Raw genomic sequence first — 23,664 nt, 5'->3', positions numbered from 1 at the left:
TTCCACTCGCGTCCCTGCCGACCGCGCCCCGTACCGGCGCGCGGTCGTGCGGGACCTTCGTCCTCGACCCGAGCAGCCTAGCGCGCCGTCGGCGGGGTGACGTGCCGCGGCGCTCCTTTGGCGACGGGGTGTCAGCACCGTCACACGTCGCCCCCGGGCGCGGCGGCACTAGCGTGCGCGACGTGGAGCCCTCCGACGCCCCGACCCGCGCCGTCCTCGACGTCGCCGGCCACGCCCCCCTGCGCCCGCGCGCACGCGCCGCGCTGCTCGAGGCGCTGGACCAGGGGTGGGCCGACCCGCGCCGTCTCTACGCGGAGGCACGGCAGGCGCGGCTGCTGCTGGACGGCGCCCGCGAGGCGATCGCCGCGGCGGTCGGCGCCCGGACCGAGGAGGTCGACCTCTTCGGCACCCACACCGCGGCGCTGCACGCCGCCGTGCGCGCGGTCGCGCGAGGCCGCCGCCGCCACGGCGCCGACGTGGTCGTCGGTGCCGTCGAGCGGGCCGCCGTGCACGCCGCGGCGGCGTTCGTCGCCGGACGCGGCGACGGTGCCGTGCGGACGGTGCCGGTCGACGGCAGCGGCCGCGTGGACCCCGACGCCTTCGTCGCCCGGGTCGGGACGGGGACGGCCCTCGCGGCGCTGCAGCACGCCAACGGCGAGGTGGGCACGCTGCAGCCCGTCGGCGTCGTGCACGAGGCGGTGCGCCGCCACGGCGTCCCGCTGCTCGTGGACGCCGGCGCCAGCCTGGGGCACGTCGAGGTCGGCCCGGCGTGGGACCTCCTCGCCGCCGACGCCGGCGACTGGGGTGCGCCGCCCCTCGGCGTGCTCGTGACGCGCGCCGGCGTCCGCCGCTCGCCCGACTGGCCGGAGGACGAGGACCGGTGGTCCCCCGGCGGCGTGGCCGTCCCGCTGGCCCTCGCCGCGGCGGTCGCGCTGCAGGACGCCGCGGCGGACCGCGTCCGGGCCGACCGGCACCGTCGCGCGCTCGTCGACGTCGTGCGCGCACGGGTCGCCGCCGAGGTCCCGGACGTGGCGGTCGTCGGCGACCCCGACGACCGGCTCCCCCACGTCGTGACGTTCTCCTGCCTCTACGTCGACGGGGAGGCGCTCGTCACGCGTCTCGACCGCCTGGGGCTGGGCGTGGGGTCCGGCTCGGCCTGCACGTCGAGCGCGCTCGAGCCGAGCCACGTCCTCGCGGCGATGGGCGTCCTCACGCACGGCAACGTGCGCGTGTCGCTCCCGGTCGACGTCCGCGCCGAGGACGTGCACCGGCTGTGCGACGTGCTGCCGGCCGTGGTGGCGCAGGTGCGCACCGACGCAGGCGCGGCGGGGCTGTGAGGCGGTCGTGAGCGGGTCGGGGAGCACGGGGCCAGAGCCGGGCGGGCCGACCGAGGTCGACGCGCGGAGACTGCGCTGCCCCGCGCCGGTGCTGCGGGCCGCGGCGGCCTCGCGCACGCTCCCCCCGGGGTCGCTGCTGCGGGTGCGGGCGACCGACCCGGCCGCCGCGGTCGACCTGCCCGCGTGGGCCCGGATGCGCGGCCACGCCCTCGTGTCCGTCGAGCGGGGCGAGGACGACGTCGTCGTCCTCGTGCGCCTCGCCGGCTGACCACGGCATCTCCGAGCCCCCGACGCGGACGGGCCCGCGACCGGTGCGGTCGCGGGCCCGTGCGTCGACGCGGGTGCCGAGGGTCAGGCGAACGAGCCGCCGCAGGCGCAGGAGCTGCCCGCGTTCGGGTTGTCGATCGTGAAGCCCTGCTTCTCGATCGTGTCCGCGAAGTCGATCGTCGCGCCCTCGAGGTAGGGGACGCTCATGCGGTCCACGACGACCTCGACGCCGTCGTAGTCCTTGGTCGCGTCGCCGTCGAGCAGGCGCTCGTCGAAGTACAGCTGGTAGATCAGCCCGGAGCACCCGCCGGGCTGCACGGCCACGCGCAGGCGCAGGTCGTCGCGACCCTCCTGCTCGAGCAGCGTGCGCACCTTGTCGGCCGCCACGTCCGTGAGCTGGACGCCGTGGGTCGCGGTCTGCGTGGTCTCGCTCATGTCACTCCCGGTTCAGCCAGAGACGGTCCTCGACGGTGCGCAACACCGCCGACCGGGCCGTTGTTCCCGCCCAGCGTACGCCCGTGGGCCGGACGCGTCCGTGACGTCCGACGCGCCACGTCACGCCGGGGACCACGTGCGCGCGACACGGGCCGTGCGCGCGGCCAGCGTGCCCGCCGGGTCCGCGAGCGCGGCGGCGACCTGCTCGGGACGGTCCGAGACGGCGTACGCCGCGGTGACGCCGGCCTCGGACAGCTCGCGCCGCCCGACCAGCACCTCGCCCGAGACGACGACCGTGGGCACCGCGGCGGGCAGCGCGCGCGCGGCGACCTCGGCCACCACCTTGCCGTGCAGCGACTGCCAGTCCGTGCGCCCCTCCCCCGTCACGACGACGTCGTGCGCCGCGATCCGGGCGGACAGGTCCACCGCGTCCGCGACGAGGGCGGCGCCGGGGATCAGGCGCCCGCCGAGCAGCGCGAGCGCGAACCCCGTGCCTCCCGCGGCGCCGGCGCCGGGCAGGCCGGTCCAGCGGTGCGCCGGCGCGGGACGACCGGGCGCGGGCGCGAGCAGGTCGGCCCGTCCCGCCGCGGTCCCGAGCGCGGCCACGGCGGCGTGCGCGAACGACCCGAGCGCACGCTCGAGGTCCTGGGCCTGCTCGGGGGTCGCGCCCTTCTGCGGCGCGAAGCCGGCCGAGGCGCCCTGCAGGCCGAGCAGCGGCACGTCGACGTCGACCGCGGCGACGAGGTCCACGCCGCGCAGCGCGTCGCGCAGCGCGGGCAGGAACGCGAGGTCCTGCGCGCGCAGCTGCCCGAGCCCGCCCCCGCCGGCACGCAGGGCGGGCGGGACCCGGTCCGCGGCGCCCGGTCCCAGCAGTGCGTCCGCGAGCGCCGCCAGCAGGCCGGCGCCGGCGTCGTTGGTCGCCGAGCCGCCCAGTCCGACGACGACGCGGCGGGCACCGGCGTCGATCGCGGCCGCGACCAGCTCGCCCGCGCCGGCGCTCGTCGTGCGGGTGGGGTCGCGCCGCGCGGGCGGCACGAGGCCCAGGCCGAGGGCGTGGGCGGACTCGACGTACGCCGTCGCGCCCACCCGGAGCACCGCGGCCGGCGCCGGGTCCCCGAGCGGGCCCGTGACCGTCACGGCGTCGAGACCGCCGCCGAGGCTCGCCCGCAGAGTCGCGACGAACCCGGGGCCGCCGTCGGCGAGCGGGCAGGTCGTCACCTCGTCGTGCGGGGCTCCCGTGCGCCAGCCGGCGGCGAGGGCGTCGGCCGCGTGCGCCGCGGTGAGCGAGGTGCCGAAGCAGTCGGGGGCGAGGAGGACGCGCACGGGGTGATCGTGGCACGGCCGGTCGACGCGGGTGGGCGTCCCCAGGACGTGCCTCCACGCGCGCGGACGGCTGTGGGATCATGCCGCCGTGAGCCTGACCCTGCCCGCGACCGGCACGTTCACCGAGCCCGCACCGTCCACGCTGCTGCTGCTGGGACGGGGCGCGGACCTCGCCTCCGAGCGCGGCGTGGAGTGCGCCGGCGCACTGCCGGACCCCAGCGACCCGACCCTGGTGGAGCGCGCCCGCGTCGCGCGCGCCGCCCTCGGCGACCGGGCGTTCGTCCTCGGTCACCACTACCAGCGCGACGAGGTCATCGCCTTCGCCGACGTCACGGGCGACTCCTTCAAGCTCGCGCGCGAGGCGGCGGCCCGGCCGGACGCCGAGTTCGTCGTGTTCTGCGGCGTGCACTTCATGGCCGAGTCGGCCGACATCCTCACGTCCGACGCGCAGCAGGTCGTCCTGCCGGACCTCGCCGCGGGCTGCTCGATGGCGGACATGGCCGCCATCGACCAGGTCGAGGACGCCTGGGACGTCCTCGTCGACGCCGGGGTCGCCGACGACACGGTGCCCGTGACGTACATGAACTCGACCGCCGCCATCAAGGCGTTCACGGGCCGCCACGGCGGCACGGTGTGCACGTCGTCCAACGCGCAGGTCGCGCTGCGCTGGGCGTTCGAGCGGGTCGGCGGCCTCGAGGGCCGCGGCAAGGTCCTGTTCATGCCGGACCAGCACCTCGGCCGCAACACCGCGGTGCTCCAGCTGGGTCTCTCCCTCGACGACTGCGTCGTCTACGACCCCCGCAGGCCGGGCGGGGGGCTCACCACCCAGGAGCTGCGCGACGCGCGGATGATCCTGTGGCGCGGGCACTGCTCCGTGCACGGGCGCTTCTCGGCGCGCAACGTCGAGGACGTGCGCGCAGCGGTGCCGGACGTCACGGTCCTCGTCCACCCCGAGTGCCGGCACGAGGTCGTCACGGCGGCCGACATGGTGGGGTCGACGGAGTACATCATCAAGGCGCTCGACGCCGCCGAGCCCGGCTCGTCCTGGGCGATCGGCACGGAGCTCAACCTCGTCCGGCGGCTCGCGAACGCCCACCCCGAGCTCTCGGTGCACTACCTCGACTCGACGGTGTGCTTCTGCTCGACCATGAACCGGATCGACCTGCCGCACCTCGTGTGGGCGCTCGAGGAGCTCGTGGCGGGCCGGGTGCCGAACCGCATCGTCGTCGACCCGGACGACGCGCACTGGGCCCGTGTGGCCCTCGACCAGATGCTGGCCCTGCCGGGCCACTGACGTGCGCCGGGGGCACCGGCGGCCCCCGCGTCAGGAGCGAGAGGACGGGCCGCGCATGAGCACGCAGGGGCCGCTGCGGGTCGGGGTCCTGGTCTTCGACGGGGCCGAGGAGCTCGACGTCGTCGGGCCCTGGGAGGTGCTGGCGTCGTGGGCCGCCCACAGCGCCCTGCGTCCCGAGGTGCTGACGTTCTCGCTGGACGGCGGCGGTGTGCGGTGCGCGAAGGGCCTGAGCATCGTCCCCGACACGAGCGCGGCCGCCGTCGGGCCCCTGCACGTCCTGGTGTACCCGGGCGGCCGGGGCGCCCGGACGCTGATGGCGGACGAGGAGCACCTCGCGTGGGTACGGCACATGCGGGCGACGACCCCGCTGCTCGCCAGCGTGTGCACGGGCGCGCTCGTCTACGCGGCGGCCGGCGTGCTCGCGGGCCGGCCCGCCACGACGCACTGGGCGTCCCTCGACGCGCTGGTGGAGGCCGACCCGAGCGTGCTCGTCGACACCGAGGCACGGTTCGTGGACGACGGCGACGTCGTCACGTCGGCCGGGGTCTCCGCCGGCATCGACATGGCGCTGCACCTGGTCGCGCGGCTCGAGTCCGCGGAGACGGCGCGCGGCGTGCGGCGGGGCATCCAGTACGACCCGGCCCCGCCCGTCTGAACCCGGTCGGACGCCGCCGGGACGCTGCGGCGGGGCGCGGTTACCCGCGGGTACGGTCGGGCTCGTGACCCGCACCGTCCAGCTCGCCCTCGCCACCGCTCGGCCCCGCCGCGCCGTCCTCGGACGCCACGTCCTCGAGCCCTCCGTCACCCGCATGCGGGTGCGGCTGAGCGACCTCGACCTGTACCGGCACGTCAACAACGGCGTCTACCTGCAGATGATGGACGTCGCACGCTCGAACTACCTCGCGGACCTCGGCGCGTTCGGCCTGCTCGCGGAGCGCGGGTGGTACCCCGTCGTCGCGGCCTCCACCGTCAAGTACCGCCGTTCCCTGACCTGGGGGCAGCGGTTCACCATCACCACCCGCGTGCTCGGGTGGGACGAGCGCGTCGTGTACCTCGAGCAGGTCTTCGCCCGGGGCGAGGAGCACGTCGCGCGCGGCTGGGTCGCGGGACGGTTCCTCGCCCGCAGCGGCGCCCGCGTGGCCGCTCCGGACGTGGTGGCGCTGCTCGACGCGGAGCAGGTCGCGAGCCCTCCGCTGCCGGACGAGGTCGCCGCCTGGGCGCGGGCGGTCGACGTCGCGCACCGCTGAGCCGCGGGGCACCGCCCGCGACACGCACGGCCCCGCGGGGCGGCGGCACGTCGCGGGCGGCGGGCGTCAGGCGCCGGGCGCGAGCGACGCGAGCAGCAGCGCCTCGGCCAGCACGACGCGCTCGAGCTCGCCGAGGTGGACCGACTCGTTGGCGCCGTGCGCACGCGAGTCGGGGTCCTCGACGCCGGTCACCAGGATCGCGGCGTCGGGGTAGACGTCGAGCAGGTCGCTGATGAACGGGATCGAGCCGCCGACGCCGACGTCGACGGACGGCGTCCCCCAGGCCTCCCCGAGCGCCCACCGCGCGGTGCGCGCCGCCGTGGAGTCGCCGGCCGCCCGGAAGGCGCGGCCGAGCTCGCCGTCCCGCACCGTGACGTGCGCGCCGAACGGTGCGTGCGCGACGAGGTGCGCCTTGACCGCCTCCAGGGCGGCGGCCGGGTCCTGCCCCGGCGCCAGCCGGACGGAGAGCTTGGCGGACGCCCGCGGCGTGATCGTGTTGGAGGCGCTGGCCACCCGCGGCGCGTCGATCCCGATGACGCCGATCGCCGGGCGCGTCCACAGGCGGGCCGTCAGCGGCCCGGTGCCCGCGAGCCGCACGCCGGGCAGGACGCCCGCGTCGGCGCGCAGCGCGTCCTCGTCCATGTCCACGGCCGGGTCGTCGGCCCGGACGAGCCCCTCCACGGCCACGTCGCCGTGCTCGTCGTGCAGGGTCGCCAGGAGGCGCGCGAGCAGCGTCGGCGCGTCGAGGACCGGGCCGCCGAACATGCCCGAGTGCACCGCGTGGTCGAGCACGGCGACCTCGACCACGAGGTCCGCGAGGCCGCGCAGCGAGGTCGTGAGCGCCGGCACCCCGACCTTCCAGTTGCTGGAGTCGGCGACGACGATGACGTCGGCCGCGAGCAGCTCGCGGTGGGTGCGCAGGAAGTCGACGAACGTCGGCGACCCGATCTCCTCCTCCCCCTCGACGAAGACCGTCACGCCGACGCCGAGCTCGTCCGCGAGGACCCGCAGCGCGCCGACGTGGGCCATGACCCCGGCCTTGTCGTCCGCGGCACCGCGGCCGAACAGCCGGTCGCCCTGCCGCGTCGGCTCGAAGGGCGCCGTCCGCCACTCGGCCGCGTCGCCCGGGGGCTGGACGTCGTGGTGCGCGTAGAGCAGGACAGTCGGGGCGCCGGCGGGCGCCGGCCGCCGTGCCACGACGGCGGGGGCGCCCGACGTCCCGTCGGCACGCGGCACGCGCAGCACCTGGACCTCGGGCACGCCCGCACCGCGGAGCAGCTCGGCGACGGCCGCCGCCGACGCCTCGACGTGCGCCTGGTCGAACTCGGGGTTGGACACGCTGGGGATCCGCACGAGGGCCTCGAGGTCGGCGCGCACGCCGTCGAAGAGGTCCGCGGTGCGCGCGCGCAGGGCGTCGACGCGGGCGGCGGGCAGCGGGGAGGGGGTACCGGTGGGTGCGGGGCTGGACGTCACGCCCAGGCACGCTACTCGACTACCCTGGGCGGGTGTTCGGACGCAAGCAGGACCCCCCGCTGACCACCCCGGCGCCGACGCCGGAGCAGACCCCGGCCGACGAGGTGCGGACCGGCAAGGGCCGTCCGACGCCCACCCGCAAGGCGGCGGAGGCGCGCAACCGGCGACCGCTGGTCCCCGAGGACCGGCGCGCCGCCGCCCGCTCGGCCAAGCAGAAGGTGCGCGAGCAGCGCGAGCTCGAGTACCAGGCCATGCGCACGGGCGACGAGCGGCACATGCCGCTGCGCGACCGGGGCCCGGTCCGGCGCTACGTCCGCGACTACGTCGACGCGCGCTGGAACCTGGGCGAGTTCTTCCTGCCGACGGCCGCGGTGTTCCTCGTGCTGCAGATGGTCACCGCCACCTCCGCGCCGACCGTCGCGTTCGCCTCGCTCGTGATCCTCTACGTCTTCATCCTCGCGATGATCGTGGACGCGTGGCTCATGTGGCGGGGGCTGAAGCGACGTCTGCGCGCGCAGTTCGACGCGTCCCAGATCCCGACCGGCATGGCGATGTACGCGGTGCTGCGCGCCTTCCAGGTGCGGCCCTCGCGGCTCCCGAAGCCGCAGGTCAAGCACGGGCAGCGCCCCGCCTGACCGCTCACGCCGGCACGTCCGGCGTCCCGGCCGTCAGCGCGCGACGGGCTCGGCGGGCACCTGCGGAGTGCCGCTCGGGGGCGGCACCGGCACCGTCAGGCGCGGCAGCAGCACGTGCACGAGCGGGCCGATCGCCAGCGCGTAGGCGAGCGTGCCCAGGCCGAGCGTGCCGCCGAGCGCCCAGCCGACCGCGACCACGACGACCTCGATGGACCCGCGCACGAGCCGCAGCGGCCAGCCGGTCCGCGCGACGATGCCGGTCATGAGCCCGTCGCGCGGCCCCGGGCCGAGCCGGGCGCCCACGTAGAGGGACGTCGCGAGCGCGTTCGTGAGGACACCCAGGGCGACGAGGCCCGCCGCGGCCGGCAGCGGCAGCGGATCCGGCAGGTGCGCCGCCAGCGCGAGGAACGGGTCGAGCAGCGCCCCGATGACCACGACGTTCGCCACGGTGCCGATGCCCGGGCGCTGGCGCAGCGGCACCCAGCACGCGAACACGAGGAACGACAGGGCCACGGTGACCGTGCCGAAGGACCAGCCCGTCACCCGCACGACGCCCTGCGACAGCACGTCCCAGGGCATCGAGCCGAGCTCGGCGCGGACCAGCATGACGATCGACGCGGCGTAGAGCACCAGCCCGCCGAGCAGCTGGACGGTACGGCGCACGGCGGTCCGTGGGCGGGGGGCGTCGGTCACCACGCGCGACCTCCGAAGGGAACGTGCCGCGACGGCGGCGGTGGACGGTGACCGAGCCCGTCGGCACGGACGGCGCGCGCGAGCGCGACGGCCAGGGCGACGACCCCGAGGACGGCGAGGACGAGGAACAGGGCCATGCTGCGAGAGTGGCCTGCCACTGGCCTTGTTCTCCATAGCCACTTCGAGGATAGTGGCTGCATGAGTGTGGTCTCGCCGGTCGACCGCCGCGTCAACGGTCCCCGCCTGCAGTCGCTGCTGGGGGCGTGGGAGCACCGCGGCCCCGCCTACCAGGCGCTCGCCGACGGTGTGCGCGGCCTCGTGCGCACCGGCGCGCTCCCCCTGGGCACCCGCCTGCCCGGCGAGCGCGAGGTCGCCGAGGCCCTCGGCGTGTCCCGCACGACGGTGACCGCCGCGTACGACCTGCTGCGGGACGAGGGCTTCCTCGTCAGCCGCCGCGGGTCCGGCACGGTCACGACGCTGCCGCCCGGCACCGGCGACCGGGCCCCGGCGACGCTGGGGACCGTCGACGACGCCCTCGTCGACCTGTCCGCCGCCGCACCGACGGCACCGCCCCAGCTGGCCGAGGCGTGCGCGGCGGCGCTCGACCAGCTGCCCCGGCACCTCGACCACACCGGCTACCTGCCGCTCGGGCTGCCGGCGCTGCGCCAGGCGATCGCGGACCGCTACACGGCCCGCGGGGTGCCGACGCACCCGGACCAGGTGCTCGTGACCACGGGGGCGCAGCAGGCCATCCACCTCCTCATGGCGACCCTCGCAGGGCCGGGCGACCGCGTGGTGGTCGAGCACCCGACGTACCCGCACGCCATCGACGCCGCGCGGGGCGTCGGTGCCCGGCCCGTGCCGGTCCCCGTGACGGAGGACGGCCTCGACGTCGAGCTGCTGGCGTCCACGGTGCGCCAGACCTCGCCCCGGCTGGCGTACCTGGTGCCCGACCACCACAACCCGACCGGGACGAGCCTCGACCCCGAGGGCCGTGCGCGGGTGCGGGACCTCGCGCGGCGCACGCGCACCGTGGTGGTCGGCGACGAGACCCTGACCGACCTCGCCCTCGACGGCCCGGCCCCCGCGCCGTTCGCCGGCGGGCCCGGCGACGACCTCGTCGTCTGCGTCGGCTCGGCCTCGAAGTCCTTCTGGGGCGGCCTGCGCGTGGGCTGGGTGCGCGCGCACCCGGACCTGGTCGGGCGGCTGGCGCAGCGGCGGGCGCACGTGGACATCGGCTCGTCCGTGCTGGACCAGCTCGTCACGACGACGCTCCTCGACCGCGCGGAGGAGGTGCTCGCCGCCCGGGTCGTGGCGGTGCGCGAGCAGCGCGCGACGCTGCTGGCCGCGCTGGGCGAGCGGCTGCCGCAGTGGCGGGTGCCTGTGCCGGCCGGCGGCCTGTCAACCTGGGTCGACCTCGGGGCACCGGTGTCGACGGCGCTCAGCGCCGTGGCGCACGCGCACGGCGTCCGGATCGTGCCGGGAACGGCCTTCGGCGTCGACGGCACGTTCGAGGACCGCCTCCGGGTGCCCTTCTCGCAGCCGCCGGCGCAGCTGCGACGCGCGGTCGACGGGCTCGCGGCCGCGTGGGCCGTCCTCGACCCCGCCGCCACGGGCGGCGCGGCCCGGACGGCGCCCGCGCTCGTCTGACGCCCTCAGACGGGCGGCAGCGGCAGCGGAGCGCCCTCGTCCCGGCCGTCGTGCTCGAGCACCACCGTGCGGACGTCCTGCGCGGCCAGCCCGCGCCAGTGCTCCCCCAGCCACTGCTCGGCGTCGAACCGCGCGAGGAACACGGGGCTCGTGGGGCGGTCCAGCTCGCCTCCCGCCGCGGCGAGCAGCCGCCAGCGCCAGCGCGGCCGCACGGTCACGGGCGCACCGCCGCGCGGGCCGCGTCGGACGCGAGGGCGCGGGCGATGCGCGCGGCGTACGCCGGACCCTCGTAGATCAGGCCGGTGTACCCCTGCACGAGCGTCGCCCCCACGGCGAGGTACTCCTGCGCGTCGGCCGGCGTGCTGATCCCGCCGACGCCGATCACCACGGCCTCCTCACCGAGGCGGGTGCGCAGCCGCGCCACGACGTCGAGCCCGCGCGCGAGCACCGGCGGCCCCGAGAGGCCCCCGGGCCCCAGGTCGTGGGCGATCGTGGTGTTCACGGCGACGACGCCGTCCAGGCCGAGCTCGGCGACCAGGTCGGCGACCGCGTCGACGTCCTCGTCGGACAGGTCGGGCGCGATCTTGACGAGCACCGGCACGGGCGCGCGGCCGGCCGCCGTGGTGGCCTCGTCCGCCGCGACGCGGGTGGCCTCGAGCACCGGCCGCAGCGCGTCGACGGCCTGCAGGTCCCGCAGGCCCGGCGTGTTGGGCGAGGACACGTTGACGACGAGGTAGTCGGCGTACGGCGCGAGGCGCCCCGCGCTGGTGGCGTAGTCGGCCGCGGCGAGCTCGGGCGGCGTCACCTTGGTCTTCCCGATGTTGACGCCGACCACCAGCCGCCGTCCGGCCGGTGTCGCCCGCAGCCGGCGCAGCCGCTGCGCGACGACGGCGGACCCCTCGTTGTTGAACCCCATCCGGTTGCGCAACGCACGCCGGTCGAGGACCCGCCACAGCCGCGGCCGCTCGTTGCCGGGCTGGGCCTGCGCGGTCACGGTGCCGACCTCGACGAACCCGAAGCCGAGCATCGTCATGCCGCGGACGCCGTGCGCGTCCTTGTCGAAGCCGGCGGCGAGGCCGAAGCGCGACGGGAAGCGCCGACCCCAGACCTCGACCGCGCCCCGGGACGGCGGCGCGAGCACCGCGGCGACCGCGTGGGAGACGCCGGGGACGGCCGCGACGGCGCGGATCAGCCCGAACGCGAGGCGGTGCGCCTGCTCGGGGTCCAGGCGGCGCAGGACGAGGTCGAAGAGCAGGCGGTACACGCGACCAACCTAGTCGAGCGCGCGGTCGCCGCCGTGGCGGTCCGGCCCGCGGGCGTCGCGCGCCCGTCCCGTGCGCCACAGCCAGGCGACCCCGAGGAACGGCAGCACGAGCGGGACGTAGCCGTAGCCCCTGCCGAACCCCGACCACACCGTCTCGTCCGGGAAGTCGCCCACGTCGACGAGCGACAGCGTCCCGACGACGAGCACGCCGACCGCCTCGACCAGCACGGTCGCCCACGCGAGCCGTCGCCGGTCCGTGGCGAGCGCGACCGTCGCGACGACGTAGACGAGGCCCGCCACGAGCGAGAGCACGTACGCCAGCGGCGCCTCGGCCAGCTTCGTCGTCACCTGGTAGAGGCCGCGTGCCGTCGCCGCGAGCGCGAGGACGCCGTAGACCGCGACGAGCAGCCGTCCCGGCCCGGCGCCCGTGGCCCGGCCCCGTCGCGACGCGGTCGCGCTCATGCGGCCCCCCAGATCTGCAGCAGCCGGTACTCCAGGAACGCGACCGTCAGCGTCGCGACGAGCAGCACGACCGAGCTCCACCGGGTCCGCTCGGCGAAGGCCCAGGCGGCCGCGATGGGCAGCACGATCAGCTGGGTGACGACGTACCCCCAGAACAGTGCGCCGTCGACGTCCCCGGCCCCCGTCGCGAGCAGGATCCCGGCGACCACGGCCTGCAGCACGAGCAGACCCTCGACGACGGCGCCGGCCCAGAGCTGGCGCAGGACGACGGCGCGGTCGCGGACGACGAACCAGCCCGCCCACGCCGCGAGCGCGGCGCACGTGGCGACCACGAGCCAGAAGAGGGGGACGAGCACGGTGCCCCACCGTACCCGCGGGCGGTCGGCGCACACGCACGTGCGGCGCCCGGACCGCCTCGTCCGGCCCGCCGTCTACCATCGACGCGTGATCTCGCTGACCAGCCAGGACCCCGCCCGCCTCGCCGTCGACGCCCTCGTGGTCGCCGCCGGTACCCGTGACGGCGCCGTCGAGCTGCTCGACGGCGGTGCCCTCCCGGCGGACCTGCGCGCGGCCCTCCTGCGGGACGCGCGCACGCTCGCCCTCACGGGCGCCCCCGACGAGGTGCGGCGCGTACCCGCTCCGGGCCTCGCCGCCTCGGTGCTCGTCCTGACCGGGGTCGGGCCGGCGGACGCGCTGGGGCCGGAGACGCTCCGTCGCGCCGCGGGCGCCGCCACGCGGGAGCTCGCCGGCACGTCGTCGGTGGCGCTCGCGCTCCCGGCCGACCGTCCCGAGGAGGTGGCGGCCGTCGCGGAGGGCGCGCTGCTCGGCGCCTACACCTACACGCGGTACCGCACCGGCGACGGCCCCGAGGCGGCGCAGCCCGTGGCCCGGCTGCAGGTCGTCACGCCGCGGGCGAAGGACAAGGCCGCGACCGAGGCGCTCGCCCGCGCCGAGGTGGTCGCCGCGGCCGTGCACGGCACGCGCGACCTCGTCAACGCCGCGCCGAACGACCTCTACCCGGCCGCCTTCGCCGACCTCGCGAAGGCCGCCGTGAAGGAGGCGGGCGTGCGCGGCCTGAAGATCTCGGTGCTCGACGACAAGGCGCTCGCCGCCGGCGGGTACGGCGGCCTGGTGGGCGTCGGCCAGGGCTCGGCGCGCGGCCCGCGGCTCGTCCGCGTCGCGTGGGCGCCGTCGCGTCCGCGGGCCACGGTCGCGCTGGTGGGCAAGGGCATCACGTTCGACTCCGGCGGCATCTCCATCAAGCCGGCGGCCGGCATGGAGGCCATGAAGTCCGACATGGCCGGCGCCGCCGCCGTCCTGCACACGGTGCTCGCGGCCGCGCGGCTCGGCCTGCCCGTCGCCGTGACCGGCTGGCTCTGCCTCGCGGAGAACATGCCGTCCGGGACGGCGCAGCGTCCCTCCGACGTGCTGACCATCCGCGGCGGCAAGACCGTCGAGGTGCTCAACACCGACGCCGAGGGCCGGCTGGTCATGGCCGACGGGCTCGTCGCGGCGGTCGAGGAGGGTCCCGACGCGGTCATCGACATCGCGACCCTCACGGGTGCCCAGATGGTCGCGCTCGGCCACCGCGTGTCGGCGGTCATGGGCACGGACGACGTGCGTGCCGAGGTGGTGAGCGCCGCGCAGGACGCGGGCGAGCAGTTCTGGCCGATGCCCCTGCCGGCGGACCTGCGTGCGGGCCTGAAGTCGAAGGTCGCCGACATCGCGAACATCGGCGACCGCTTCGGCGGCATGCTGACCGCGGGCCTCTTCCTGCAGGAGTTCGTGGGGTCGACGCCGTGGGCGCACCTCGACATCGCCGGGCCGGCGTTCAACGAGCGCGCGGCGCACGGCTACACGCCCGTGGGCGGTACCGGCGTCGGCGTGCGCACCCTGCTGCGGCTGCTCGAGCAGCGCGCCTGACGGCGCACGCCCGGACGTGCCGGCGCCCCGGTCGCACCTCGCGGCCGGGGCGCCGTCGTCCGTCCTGGGGACCGCGGCTCAGCCGCGCTCGGCGGCGCGCCGCTGACGCTCGATGCGCTGCCGGGCGTTCCAGTCCCGCACCCGCTGCGGGTAGCCGGTGCGCTGCACGTCGTACACGGGGATGCCGAGCTCGCGCGCGAGCGCCGCGGCCGTCCGCTCGTCGGGCACCTTGCGGCGGGTCCACTCGCCGTCCGTCGCGACGAGCATGACGGTGGTCTGCGTGACGTTCGTCCGCGGCTCGACGTAGGCCTCGACGCCCACGCGCGTCGCGACGAACTCCGCCAGGTAGGCCAGGGTGGCCGCGCGGGCCTCCTTCTCGGGCACCGCGTCCGGCGCGGCCGCGGACGCGCTGCGCCGGCGGCGGGAGAACAGACCCATGACCGGCAGACTACCGAGCGCGCCTGGACGCCACCTGGACTCCCCCGACCCGGGCTCGGGACCGCCGAGACATGGGACGACTGTCGCCCGACTCACACGCCGCACCGGTGTCGGCGGGTTCGTGCCCGGTCAGCGGGGATGCCAAGATGGGGCGGCAGCCCGATCCCACAGCCTGCGAGGAGTAGCACGTGGCCGACACCGGCACCGCTTTCGACATCGTCGTCCTGGGCGGAGGCAGCGGCGGCTACGCAGCCGCGCTGCGCGCCGCCGAGCTCGGCAAGACCGTGGCCCTCGTCGAGGCCAGCAAGGTGGGCGGCACCTGCCTCCACAACGGCTGCATCCCGACCAAGGCGCTGCTGCACGCGGCGGAGGTCGCGGACAACGCCCGCGAGGGCGAGGCCTTCGGCGTGCACACGCACCTCGAGCGCATCGACATGAACGGCGTGAACAAGTACAAGGACGCGGTCATCGCGCGCCTGTACAAGGGGCTGCAGGGCCTGATCAAGTCCCGCAAGATCGAGGTCGTCGAGGGCTGGGGCAAGCTCACCGGCCCGAACACGGTCCAGGTCGGCGACCGCACCCTCACCGGTGAGCACATCGTGCTGGGTACCGGCTCCTACGCCCGCTCGCTGCCCGGTCTGGAGATCGGCGGGCGCGTCATGACGTCCGACCAGGCGCTCCAGCTCGACTTCGTGCCGAAGTCGGCCATCATCCTCGGCGGCGGCGTCATCGGCTCCGAATTCGCCAGCGTCTGGAAGTCGTTCGGCGCGGACGTCACCATCATCGAGGCGCTCCCCCACCTCGTCCCGAACGAGGACGAGGCGCTGTCGAAGGCGTTCGAGCGCGCGTTCCGCAAGCGCGGCATCAAGTTCAACCTCGGCGTCCGCTTCTCCGGCGTGACCCAGGACGACGACGGCGTGCACGTCACGCTCGAGGACGGCAAGACGTTCGACGCCGACCTTTTGCTCGTCGCCGTCGGGCGCGGGCCGAGCACGTCCGACCTCGGCTTCGAGGAGCAGGGCATCACGCTCGACCGCGGCTTCGTCATCACCGACGAGCGCCTGCACACCGGCGTCGGCAACATCTACGCCGTCGGGGACATCGTCCCCGGCCTGCAGCTCGCGCACCGCGGCTTCCAGCAGGGCATCTTCGTGGCCGAGGAGATCGCGGGCCTCAACCCGCCGGTCATCGTCGAGTCGGGCATCCCCCGCGTGACCTACTCCGAGCCCGAGGTCGCGTCGGTCGGCCTGACCGAGGCCAAGGCCGTCGAGGTCCACGGCGCCGAGAACGTCGAGACGCTCGAGTACAACCTGGGCGGGAACGGCAAGAGCCAGATCCTCGCCACCCAGGGCTTCGTCAAGCTCGTCCGCCAGAAGGACGGGCCGGTCGTCGGTGTGCACATGATCGGTGCGCGCGTCGGCGAGCTCATCGGCGAGGGCCAGCTCATCGTGAACTGGGAGGCGTACCCGGAGGACGTCGCCGCCCTGGTCCACGCCCACCCGACGCAGAACGAGGCGCTCGGCGAGGCCTTCCTGGCCCTCGCCGGCAAGCCGCTGCACGCCCACAACTGACCTGGATCGAAGGAGATACGAGCGGTCATGTCCGAGAACGTGCAGCTCCCCGCCCTCGGTGAGTCCGTCACCGAGGGGACCGTCACCCGCTGGCTGAAGCAGGTCGGCGACACCATCGAGGTCGACGAGCCGCTGCTCGAGATCTCGACCGACAAGGTCGACACCGAGATCCCCTCGCCCGTCGCGGGCGTGCTCGAGCAGATCCTCGTCCAGGAGGACGAGACCGTCGAGGTCGGCGCCACGCTGGCCGTCATCGGCTCGGGCGACGGCGCCGGCGCGTCCGGTGAGGCACCCCAGCAGGCCGAGCAGGCCGCGCAGGACGAGCCCGCGCAGCAGTCGCAGGTCGAGGAGACCGCGGCGGAGACGTCGGCCGTGCAGAGCGTCGAGGAGCACGAGGACGCCCCGGCGCCGTCGGAGTCCTCGCAGCCCTCCGGCGACGCGCAGCCGTCGGCCGGTGCGCAGCCGTCGGCCGGTGCGCAGGGTGGCGAGGAGGTCCGCCTCCCCGCGCTCGGCGAGTCCGTCACCGAGGGCACCGTCACCCGCTGGCTGAAGCAGGTCGGCGACACCGTCGAGGTCGACGAGCCCCTGCTCGAGATCTCGACCGACAAGGTCGACACGGAGATCCCCTCGCCGGTCGCCGGCACGCTGCAGGAGATCCGCGTGCAGGAGGACGAGACCGTCGAGGTCGGCGCCGTCCTCGCGGTCGTCGGCTCCGGCGCCGCGGCGCCGGCCGCGCCCGCTCAGCCGGCGCAGCCCGAGCAGGCGCAGCCCGAGCAGGCGCAGACGGCGCCCGAGCCCAAGCCGGCCGCCACCCCGGAGCCCGCGCAGCAGGAGCCGGCGCAGGCGCAGGCGGCCCCGCAGCCGGGCGGCTACGAGTCCCCGGCGCCCGAGGTCGAGTCCGCCCAGGCGGCGGGCCAGACCCCGGCGGCGCAGGAGGCGGCGGCGCAGCAGCCGACGTCGCAGCAGTCGCAGCAGTCCTCGGGCGCCACGGCCGGTGGCTCGTACCTCACGCCGCTCGTCCGCAAGCTCGCGGCCGAGAAGGGCGTCGACGTCGCCTCCCTGACGGGGACCGGCGTCGGGGGGCGCATCCGCAAGGAGGACGTCCTCGAGGCCGCCCGCAAGGCCGAGGAGGCCCGCAAGGCCGAGGAGGCCGCGAAGGCCGCCCCCGCGCCCGCGGCCGCCGCCCCGGCCGCCGCCCCCGCGGCGGCGAAGGCCGCGCCGCCCGCCGTGTCGCCGCTGCGCGGCACGACGGAGAAGGCGAGCCGACTGCGCCAGATCATCGCCGAGCGGATGGTCGAGGCCCTGCACACGCAGGCGCAGCTGACCACGGTCGTCGAGGTCGACGTCACGAGGATCGCGCGCCTGCGGGCGCGGGCGAAGGCGGACTTCGCCAAGCGCGAGGGCGTCAACCTCACGTTCCTGCCGTTCTTCGTCCAGGCTGCGGTCGAGGCGCTGAAGACCTACCCCAAGGTCAACGGCGTGCTCGAGGGCACCACCATCACGTACCACGGCCAGGAGAACGTCGGCATCGCGGTCGACACCGAGCGCGGCCTGGTCGTCCCGGTGATCCGTGAGGCCGGCGACCTGAACCTCGCGGGCATCGCCCGGAAGATCAACGACCTCGCCACCCGGACGCGGTCGAACAAGATCACGCCGGACGAGCTGAGCGGCGCCACGTTCACGGTCACGAACACCGGCTCGGGCGGCGCGATCATCGACACGCCGATCGTCCCGGGCGGCACGTCCGCGATCCTCGGCACGGGCGCGATCGTCAAGCGCCCCGTCGTGGTCAAGGACGCGGACGGCGAGGAGGTCATCGCCATCCGGTCGATGTGCTACCTCTGCCTCTCCTACGACCACCGCCTGGTGGACGGCGCCGACGCGTCGCGCTACCTCACGGCGGTGAAGAACCGTCTCGAGGAGGGCGCGTTCGAGGCCGAGCTCGGCCTCTGACCGCCAGGTCGTCAGCACGCGGGCCGCGCACCCCTCGGGGTGCGCGGCCCGCGCCGTACCGGGAGGGTGTGCACGTGAGCGGTGGCATGCGCGTCGTGGTGGCGGGGTCCTCGGGGCTGATCGGGACGGCGCTCGTGCGTCACCTGACGGACCGGGGGCACGAGGTGCGCCGGCTCGTGCGGCGCTCGCCCCGGGGTGGGGACGAGATCGGCTGGGACCCCGTCGCGGGGACCATCGACGCGGACGCGGTCGCCGCCGCCGACGCCATGGTCGACCTGGCGGGTGTGAACGTCGGCAGCAGGCCGCTCACGCCGGCGCGCAAGCGCGAGGTCGTGGCGTCGCGCGTGCAGACGGCCGGGCTGCTGGCGCGAACGCTGGCGGCGCGCGACGACGGGCCGCGCGTGCTGCTGCAGGCCTCGGGCATCGGCGCCTACGGGGACCGCGGGGACACGGTGCTCACCGAGCAGGAGCCGCTCGGGCGCACCTTCTTCTCCGACGTGGTCCGGCGCTGGGAGGACGCGACGCGCCCGGCGGAGGACGCCGGGGTGCGGGTCGTGCACCTGCGCACCGGCGTGGTGCTCAGCCCCGAGGGCGGCGCGCTCGGCCGGCTGCTGCTGCCGCTGCGTGCCGGCGTCGCGACCCGGCTGGGTGACGGCCGCCAGTTCTGGAGCTGGATCAGCCTGCCCGACGAGGTCGCGGCCATCGAGCACCTGCTCACCGCTCCGGTGCACGGTCCGGCGAACCTGGTCGCCCGGGCGGACCGGCACGCGGTCCTGCTCGACGCGCTGCGCCGCGCGTTCGGTGCGCGGCTCACGGTGCCCGTGCCGGCTGCGGCCGTGCGCGTCGCGCTGGGGGACTTCTCGAGCGAGGTGCTGGGGTCGATCCGGGCCGACCCGCACGTGCTGCGCGAGTCGGGCTTCGTGCCGCAGCACGGCACGCCCGACGAGGTCGCCCGCTGGGTCAGGACGGGCCGGCCGGCTCCCTGACGTCCCAGACGCGCCAGCCCTGGTCGGTGCGGCGCAGCACGAGCTCGACCGTGCGCTCGCCGGTCTCCGCGACCGGCGTCCGCTCCCCCGACGTCGCGACCCGGGTGTGCGCGGCGACCGACGACCGGACCGCCACCACGCGGTCGCCGTCGCCGGTCCCGCCCGCCGGCACCACGGACGCGACCTGCACGGCGAGGCCCTCGCTGCGCGCACCGGCGAGCCGGTCGAGCAGCTCGAGGTCGCGCGCCAGCGCCGGCGAGCCGGGCACGTGCACGTCGTCGAGCGCGCCGGGTGACGCGGCGGCGAGCGCCTCCGCCCGGCGCCGGGTGAGGTCGACCGCGGCCGCGAGCACCTCCTCCTGCAGGTCGGTGGGCAGCGGACCGGTCGTCGAGGCGACCGGCGACGCACTGGCGGGCACGACGCCGGGACCGGCGTCCCCACGCTCTGCGAGGGTCGGACGCATCACGAGCACGCCCCCGGCCACGAGCACGAGGCCGACGGCGACGACGACCGGGACCCGGCGACCCCGGCGAGGACGCCGCTCGCGCCGTGCGGGCGGCGCGCCCGCGGGCGCCCGCGGCAGGGACCGGCCGCCGGCGAGCGCCACCTGCGCGCCGGCGAGCGCCTCCGGGGCCGGGATGTGCACGGGCTGCGGCGAGGCGGCGGCGAAGGCCGCGGCGACGAGGTCCTGCGCCGTCGGCACGGCGGCGCGGGCGACGTCCTCGAGCGCCGGACGCAGCCGCACGAGGTCCGGCAGGCCGGCGGCGAGCTGCGCCTCGACGGGTGCGAGCACGCCGAGCACCGTGGCGACGAGCCGCCGCACGTCGCCGTCCGGGCTGCCGCTGCCGGTGAGCGCGCCGCGCACGTCCACCAGGACGGGGAAGCCGTCGGGCCGCACGACCACGCGGTCGGCGGCGACCGCGGCGTGCGCGAGCCCCGCCGCGTGCAGCGCGCCGAGCGCCTCGGCCACGGGGACCGCGACGGTGACGGCCTCGCCGTCGGTCAGGGGTGGGCGTGCGGCGCGCAGCTCGGCGAGCGTGGGACCCGGCACGTGCTCGACGAGGACGGCGACCCGACCGGCGTCGAGCGGCACGACGTCGAGCACCCGGGCCAGGTGCGGGTGCTCGACGCCCCGCAGCAGGCCCGCGAGGTGGCGGAGGCGGTCGTCGGCGGGGACGCGCACGACCTGCACCTCGACGGGCGTGCCCGCGTCGTCGCCGACGGGCTGGGCGACCCACCACGCGCCGTCGGTCCCGACGGCGGCGCCCACGGCGTGGCCGCGGTCGGCCAGCAGGCGGACGACGTCGTCGGGGACCAGGGCGGGGTGCACCGCACCATCCAAGCGGGCCGCGCTCGGGCGCGTCCCGCTCCGTCCACAGGCCCGGTCAGGCGAGCACGACGGTCGTGCCCTCGTCCGCCGCACGCCGGGCGGCGTCGAGGACCCGCGCGGTCCGCACGGCGTCCTGCGGGTCGACGGGCACGGGCCCGTCCTCGCGCAGCCAGCGCCGCACGGCGCGGTACACGTCGGCGTGGCCGCCCGGTGCGCGCGGCACGGGCGTGCGCTCGGCGCCCCGCACCAGCCAGCCCTCGTGCTCGGGCTCCTCGGTGCGCCGCGCGTGATCCTGCGCGTCGTCCAGGGCGGCGAACGGCGTCGGCTCGCCCTCGAAGCTCGTCACCAGGTACGCGCCGCGGTCGCCCAGCACGCGCGTGCGGGGGCCGGGTGCACCGACCAGCCCGCCCGCCTGCAGGTGCGAGAGGACGACGTGGCCGTCGGCGTCGGGCGCGTGCTCGAGCGCCAGGAACACGTCGTCGACGGCCGGCGTGGTGAGCGCGCGGAGCTCGGCGTGCACGCGCCGCACCGGCCCGAACAGCTGCACCGCGGAGTCGACGAGGTGCGCGCCGAGGTCGAGCAGCAGGCCGCCGGCGTCGGGGTCCTGCTCCTTCCACCGGTGCTGCGGCTCGGGGCGGAACCTCTCCCACCGCCGCTCGAAGCGGTGCACCCGGCCGAGCTCGCCGGCGTCGAGCAGCGCGCGCAGGGTGAGCTGCTCGGGGTCCCACCGCCGGTTCTGGAAGACCGTGAGCCGCCCGTCGCGCTCCTGCGCGAGCCGGACGAGCGCCTGCGCGTCCCGCTCGGTCGTCGCGAGGGGCTTGTCGACGAGCACGGGCACCCCCGCCTCGAGCGTCGCGCGCACGTGGGCGACGTGGTCGCCGGTCGGGCTGGCGACGACGACGAGGTCGAGGTCCTCCGGCCGCGCGAGGAGCGCGTCGACGTCGGGCACGACGCGCGCCGCGGGCCAGTCCTCCCGGACGGCGTCCGCGCGGCTGCGGGTGACGACGGCGACGACCTCGTCCCCCGTCTCGCGCAGGAGCCGGGCGTGGATGCCGCGCCCGGCGCCGCCGTAGCCGATGAGTCCGACCCGCAGAGGCTCCATGGCCGTCACTCTAGGCACCGGCCGCGTGCGCGCCGGTCTCCCGGCGCCGGGAGAGCGCGCTCGGCCACCACGTGCGCGGCCCCAGGTCGTGCACGAGCCCGGGCACCAGGAGGCTGCGCACCACGAACGTGTCGAGCAGCACGCCGAACGCGACGATGAAGGCGATCTGCGCGAGGAACAGCAGCGGGATCACGACGAGGGCGGCGAACGTGGTGGCGAGGACGAGGCCGGCCGACGTGATGACGCCTCCGGTGACGGCGAGCCCGCGCACGATGCCCGCCCGCGTGCCGTGCGCGAGCGACTCCTCCCGCACCCGCGTCATGAGGAAGATCGTGTAGTCGACGCCCAGGGCGACGAGGAAGACGAACCCGTACAGCGGTACGGCGGGGTCGGCGTCGGGCAGGTCGAGCAGGTCGAACACGAGGGCCGCGACCCCGAGCGCCGCTGCGAAGGACGCGACGTTGGCGGCCATGAGCAGCAGGCCGGCGGCGACGGACCGCAGCAGCACGACGAGGATGAGCAGGATCACCGCGAGGACGACGGGCACGATGACCCGCAGGTCCCGCTCCCCCGCGAGCTGGGTGTCGAGCGTCTCGGCGGCCGCACCGCCGACGAGCGCGTCGGGCGCGACCTCCTGCACGGCGGCCCGCAGGTCCGCGACGACGTCGACGGCCTCCTGGCTGTCCGACGGCGCCTCCGTGACGACGTCGACGCGGGCGACCCCGTCGACGACGACGGGTGGTGCGTCCCCGGCCGGCGCACCGGCGGGCGCGCCCGTGTACGGCGCGGCGGAGGCCACGCCGGGCACGTCCCGCGCGGCGGCCACGACGTCGTCGACCTCGGACTCGTCGACGACCACGGTGGCGGGCTGCACCGCCCCCGCGGGGAAGTGCTCCGCGAGCACCTCCTCGCCGGCGACGGAGTCCACGGGCGTGAGGAACACGTCGGTCTGGCTGGTCCCGGTCGCGCGCAGCGTCGGCACGAAGGCCGCGAGCCCGAGCAGCAGCACGGCGGTGCCGACCCACACCGGCCGGGCGTGCCGGGCGACCCACCGCGCCCAGCGGGCCCACAGCCGGGAGGCGTCCGCCAGGTCGTCCCCCGGGGCGGCGTGCGCCCCGTGGGTCGTCGGCGCGACGGCCTGCTCGGGACGCGGCACGCGCGGCCAGAACAGGACGCGGGACCGGCGGCCCGCGACCAGCAGCAGCGCGGGCAGCAGCGTGAGGGCGGACAGGACGGCCGCGCCGATGCCGATGGCGGCGACCGGGCCGAGGCTGCGGTTGGAGGCCAGCTGCGACAGCAGCAGGCAGAGCAGCCCGGCGACGACCGTCCCCGCGCTCGCCAGGATCGGCTCGAGGGACCGCCGCCAGGCGCGCCGCAGCGCGTCCGCCGGGTGGTCGTGGCGGCGCAGCTCCTCCCGGTGCCGCGCGACGAGCAGCAGCGCGTAGTCGACGCTCGCGCCCACGACGAGGATCGAGAGGATGCCCTGCGACTGCCCGTTGAGCACGAGGACGCCCGCGTCGGCGAGGTGGTAGACGACGAGGCCCGCGAGCGCGAGCGCGAAGACGGCGGTGACGATGACGACGAGCGGCAGGAACGGCGAGCGGTAGACCACGACGAGGATGAGCAGGACCGCGCCGAGAGCGACGAGCAGCAGGATGCCGTCGATGCCGGCGAAGGCACCGCTGAGGTCGGTGACGAAGCCCGCGGGCCCGGTCACCCAGGCGTTCAGCCCGAGGTCGCCGGCCTCGTCGGCGGTGGCGCCGAGGTCCTGGGCGAGCAGCTCGCGGAGGTCCTCGACGAGCAGCGCGGACACGCGCTCCTCGCCGATGCGCTCCTCGCCGCGGTCGGCGTCGAGGGGCACGGCCAGCAGGACGGCCTCCCCGTCCTCGGCGGGCACGGGCACGACGTCGCCGGTGAGCAGGTCGCCCCAGGTCCCGTCGCCGCCGGGGACCGGCCGGTCCGGGACGGCCGCGGCGACCTCCTGCGCGGCCGCGAGCTGCGCACGGGTGACGCTGCCGCCCTCGGCGGGGGCCAGCACGACGAGCGCGGGTAGGGTCTGGCTGTCGACCAGCTCGCGCGACGCCTCGGCGGCCCGCGTGGACTCGGCCGACGACGGCAGGAACGCCGCCGCGTCGTTCGTCTGCACCTGCGCCAGCCGGCCCTGGGCCATGCCTCCCACGCCGCCGACGGCGAGCCAGACGAGCAGCGCGACGGTCACCGCCAGGGCGCGCGCCCACGATTTCCTCAGCATGCTGAGAATCATGGGTCGTCCCCCGCGCCC

24 protein-coding genes are annotated in these 23,664 nt (G+C 76.5%); 11 read left to right on the top strand and 13 right to left on the bottom strand.

The window, feature by feature from the left end; translation table 11 throughout:
* Nucleotides 1–173: 173 nt before the first annotated feature.
* Entirely contained in the window at nt 174–1,337 is a 1,164-nt protein-coding gene (locus FB586_RS12910) for a cysteine desulfurase family protein (protein ID WP_370741082.1), read from the top strand.
* Between the two features lie 7 nt (nt 1,338–1,344).
* Nucleotides 1,345–1,605 carry a sulfurtransferase TusA family protein gene (locus tag FB586_RS12905; protein WP_136519752.1) on the top strand — a complete coding sequence of 87 codons (261 nt, stop codon included), beginning with the start codon at nt 1,345–1,347 and terminating at the stop codon, nt 1,603–1,605.
* Nucleotides 1,606–1,688: 83 nt separating this feature from the next.
* Here the strand turns inward: FB586_RS12905 and erpA are convergent, their stop codons facing one another.
* Nucleotides 1,689–2,039 carry an iron-sulfur cluster insertion protein ErpA gene (erpA, locus tag FB586_RS12900; protein WP_136519751.1) on the bottom strand — a complete coding sequence of 117 codons (351 nt, stop codon included), beginning with the start codon at nt 2,037–2,039 and terminating at the stop codon, nt 1,689–1,691.
* Between the two features lie 120 nt (nt 2,040–2,159).
* Nucleotides 2,160–3,362, bottom strand: coding sequence for a glycerate kinase family protein (locus tag FB586_RS12895; protein ID WP_136519750.1), 1,203 nt, complete (start codon nt 3,360–3,362; stop codon nt 2,160–2,162).
* Nucleotides 3,363–3,450: 88 nt separating this feature from the next.
* On the opposite strand from FB586_RS12895, the gene nadA reads away from it, so the two are divergent.
* The 3 genes from nadA (at nt 3,451) to FB586_RS12880 (ending at nt 5,903) form a co-directional block, all read left to right on the top strand.
* Nucleotides 3,451–4,656: a quinolinate synthase NadA gene (gene nadA, locus FB586_RS12890; RefSeq protein WP_136519749.1), complete on the top strand. Its 1,206-nt coding sequence runs from the start codon at nt 3,451–3,453 to the stop codon at nt 4,654–4,656.
* Nucleotides 4,657–4,711: 55 nt separating this feature from the next.
* Nucleotides 4,712–5,311: a DJ-1/PfpI family protein gene (locus FB586_RS12885; RefSeq protein WP_136519748.1), complete on the top strand. Its 600-nt coding sequence runs from the start codon at nt 4,712–4,714 to the stop codon at nt 5,309–5,311.
* A gap of 64 nt (nt 5,312–5,375) precedes the next feature.
* Complete coding sequence (locus FB586_RS12880) at nt 5,376–5,903, top strand: acyl-CoA thioesterase (protein WP_136519747.1); 528 nt, start codon at nt 5,376–5,378, stop codon at nt 5,901–5,903.
* Nucleotides 5,904–5,969: 66 nt separating this feature from the next.
* Here the strand turns inward: FB586_RS12880 and FB586_RS12875 are convergent, their stop codons facing one another.
* Nucleotides 5,970–7,376: a dipeptidase gene (locus FB586_RS12875; RefSeq protein ID WP_136519746.1), complete on the bottom strand. Its 1,407-nt coding sequence runs from the start codon at nt 7,374–7,376 to the stop codon at nt 5,970–5,972.
* Between the two features lie 32 nt (nt 7,377–7,408).
* Here FB586_RS12875 and FB586_RS12870 point away from each other — a divergent pair, with 32 nt between their 5' ends.
* Entirely contained in the window at nt 7,409–8,011 is a 603-nt protein-coding gene (locus FB586_RS12870) for a DUF3043 domain-containing protein (RefSeq protein WP_136519745.1), read from the top strand.
* A gap of 33 nt (nt 8,012–8,044) precedes the next feature.
* On the opposite strand, the gene yczE is transcribed toward FB586_RS12870, so the two are convergent.
* Together yczE and FB586_RS19450 are read right to left on the bottom strand one after the other, a co-directional pair.
* Nucleotides 8,045–8,674 carry a membrane protein YczE gene (gene yczE / locus FB586_RS12865; protein WP_306419164.1) on the bottom strand — a complete coding sequence of 210 codons (630 nt, stop codon included), beginning with the start codon at nt 8,672–8,674 and terminating at the stop codon, nt 8,045–8,047.
* 26 nt (nt 8,675–8,700) lie between these two features.
* Nucleotides 8,701–8,841, bottom strand: coding sequence for a hypothetical protein (locus FB586_RS19450; protein ID WP_168800558.1), 141 nt, complete (start codon nt 8,839–8,841; stop codon nt 8,701–8,703).
* Nucleotides 8,842–8,902: 61 nt separating this feature from the next.
* On the opposite strand from FB586_RS19450, the gene yczR reads away from it, so the two are divergent.
* Nucleotides 8,903–10,354: a MocR-like transcription factor YczR gene (gene yczR, locus FB586_RS12860; RefSeq protein ID WP_136519743.1), complete on the top strand. Its 1,452-nt coding sequence runs from the start codon at nt 8,903–8,905 to the stop codon at nt 10,352–10,354.
* A gap of 5 nt (nt 10,355–10,359) precedes the next feature.
* Here the strand turns inward: yczR and FB586_RS12855 are convergent, their stop codons facing one another.
* Genes FB586_RS12855 through FB586_RS12840 form a run of 4 tightly spaced genes read right to left on the bottom strand, consistent with a single transcriptional unit; the run spans nt 10,360 to nt 12,436 of the window.
* Nucleotides 10,360–10,572 (bottom strand): hypothetical protein, encoded by a 213-nt coding sequence (locus tag FB586_RS12855; protein WP_136519742.1) that lies wholly within the window; start codon nt 10,570–10,572, stop codon nt 10,360–10,362.
* On the bottom strand, nt 10,569–11,618 hold the full coding sequence (locus tag FB586_RS12850) for a quinone-dependent dihydroorotate dehydrogenase (RefSeq protein WP_136519741.1): 1,050 nt from the start codon (nt 11,616–11,618) through the stop codon (nt 10,569–10,571). Before FB586_RS12850 ends, FB586_RS12855 begins: the two co-directional genes overlap by 4 nt.
* A 9-nt stretch (nt 11,619–11,627) precedes the next feature.
* Nucleotides 11,628–12,080: a hypothetical protein gene (locus FB586_RS12845; protein ID WP_136519740.1), complete on the bottom strand. Its 453-nt coding sequence runs from the start codon at nt 12,078–12,080 to the stop codon at nt 11,628–11,630.
* Nucleotides 12,077–12,436: a hypothetical protein gene (locus FB586_RS12840; protein WP_136519739.1), complete on the bottom strand. Its 360-nt coding sequence runs from the start codon at nt 12,434–12,436 to the stop codon at nt 12,077–12,079. Before FB586_RS12840 ends, FB586_RS12845 begins: the two co-directional genes overlap by 4 nt.
* An 88-nt stretch (nt 12,437–12,524) precedes the next feature.
* Between FB586_RS12840 and FB586_RS12835 the strand changes: the two genes are divergently transcribed.
* Nucleotides 12,525–14,003, top strand: coding sequence for a leucyl aminopeptidase (locus FB586_RS12835; protein WP_136519738.1), 1,479 nt, complete (start codon nt 12,525–12,527; stop codon nt 14,001–14,003).
* A 78-nt stretch (nt 14,004–14,081) separates the two neighbouring features.
* On the opposite strand, the gene FB586_RS12830 is transcribed toward FB586_RS12835, so the two are convergent.
* Nucleotides 14,082–14,441 carry an oxidoreductase gene (locus tag FB586_RS12830; protein WP_136519737.1) on the bottom strand — a complete coding sequence of 120 codons (360 nt, stop codon included), beginning with the start codon at nt 14,439–14,441 and terminating at the stop codon, nt 14,082–14,084.
* Between the two features lie 188 nt (nt 14,442–14,629).
* On the opposite strand from FB586_RS12830, the gene lpdA reads away from it, so the two are divergent.
* The 3 genes from lpdA (at nt 14,630) to FB586_RS12815 (ending at nt 18,951) form a co-directional block, all read left to right on the top strand.
* The gene (gene lpdA / locus FB586_RS12825) at nt 14,630–16,012 is read left to right on the top strand and encodes a dihydrolipoyl dehydrogenase (protein ID WP_136519736.1); all 1,383 of its coding nucleotides are present in this window, start codon (nt 14,630–14,632) and stop codon (nt 16,010–16,012) included.
* Nucleotides 16,013–16,039: 27 nt separating this feature from the next.
* On the top strand, nt 16,040–17,965 hold the full coding sequence (gene sucB, locus FB586_RS12820) for a 2-oxoglutarate dehydrogenase, E2 component, dihydrolipoamide succinyltransferase (RefSeq protein WP_136519735.1): 1,926 nt from the start codon (nt 16,040–16,042) through the stop codon (nt 17,963–17,965).
* Between the two features lie 74 nt (nt 17,966–18,039).
* Nucleotides 18,040–18,951: a TIGR01777 family oxidoreductase gene (locus FB586_RS12815; RefSeq protein ID WP_246036747.1), complete on the top strand. Its 912-nt coding sequence runs from the start codon at nt 18,040–18,042 to the stop codon at nt 18,949–18,951.
* Here FB586_RS12815 and FB586_RS12810 read toward each other — a convergent pair.
* Genes FB586_RS12810 through FB586_RS12800 form a run of 3 tightly spaced genes read right to left on the bottom strand, consistent with a single transcriptional unit; the run spans nt 18,926 to nt 23,646 of the window.
* Entirely contained in the window at nt 18,926–20,281 is a 1,356-nt protein-coding gene (locus FB586_RS12810; RefSeq protein ID WP_136519734.1) for a hypothetical protein, read from the bottom strand. The two genes, FB586_RS12815 and FB586_RS12810, sit on opposite strands and share 26 nt — an antisense overlap.
* Before the next feature lie 55 nt (nt 20,282–20,336).
* Nucleotides 20,337–21,383: a Gfo/Idh/MocA family protein gene (locus FB586_RS12805; RefSeq protein ID WP_136519733.1), complete on the bottom strand. Its 1,047-nt coding sequence runs from the start codon at nt 21,381–21,383 to the stop codon at nt 20,337–20,339.
* 10 nt (nt 21,384–21,393) lie between these two features.
* Complete coding sequence (locus FB586_RS12800) at nt 21,394–23,646, bottom strand: MMPL family transporter (protein ID WP_136519732.1); 2,253 nt, start codon at nt 23,644–23,646, stop codon at nt 21,394–21,396.
* Nucleotides 23,647–23,664 lie beyond the last annotated feature (18 nt).

Origin of the sequence: Cellulomonas telluris (genome assembly GCF_004886325.1) — a bacterium.
Taxonomy (GTDB): Bacteria; Actinomycetota; Actinomycetes; order Actinomycetales; family Cellulomonadaceae; genus Cellulomonas; species Cellulomonas telluris.
Note: the sequence above shows the minus strand (reverse complement) of the source record. Positions and strands in the feature narration are given on the sequence as shown.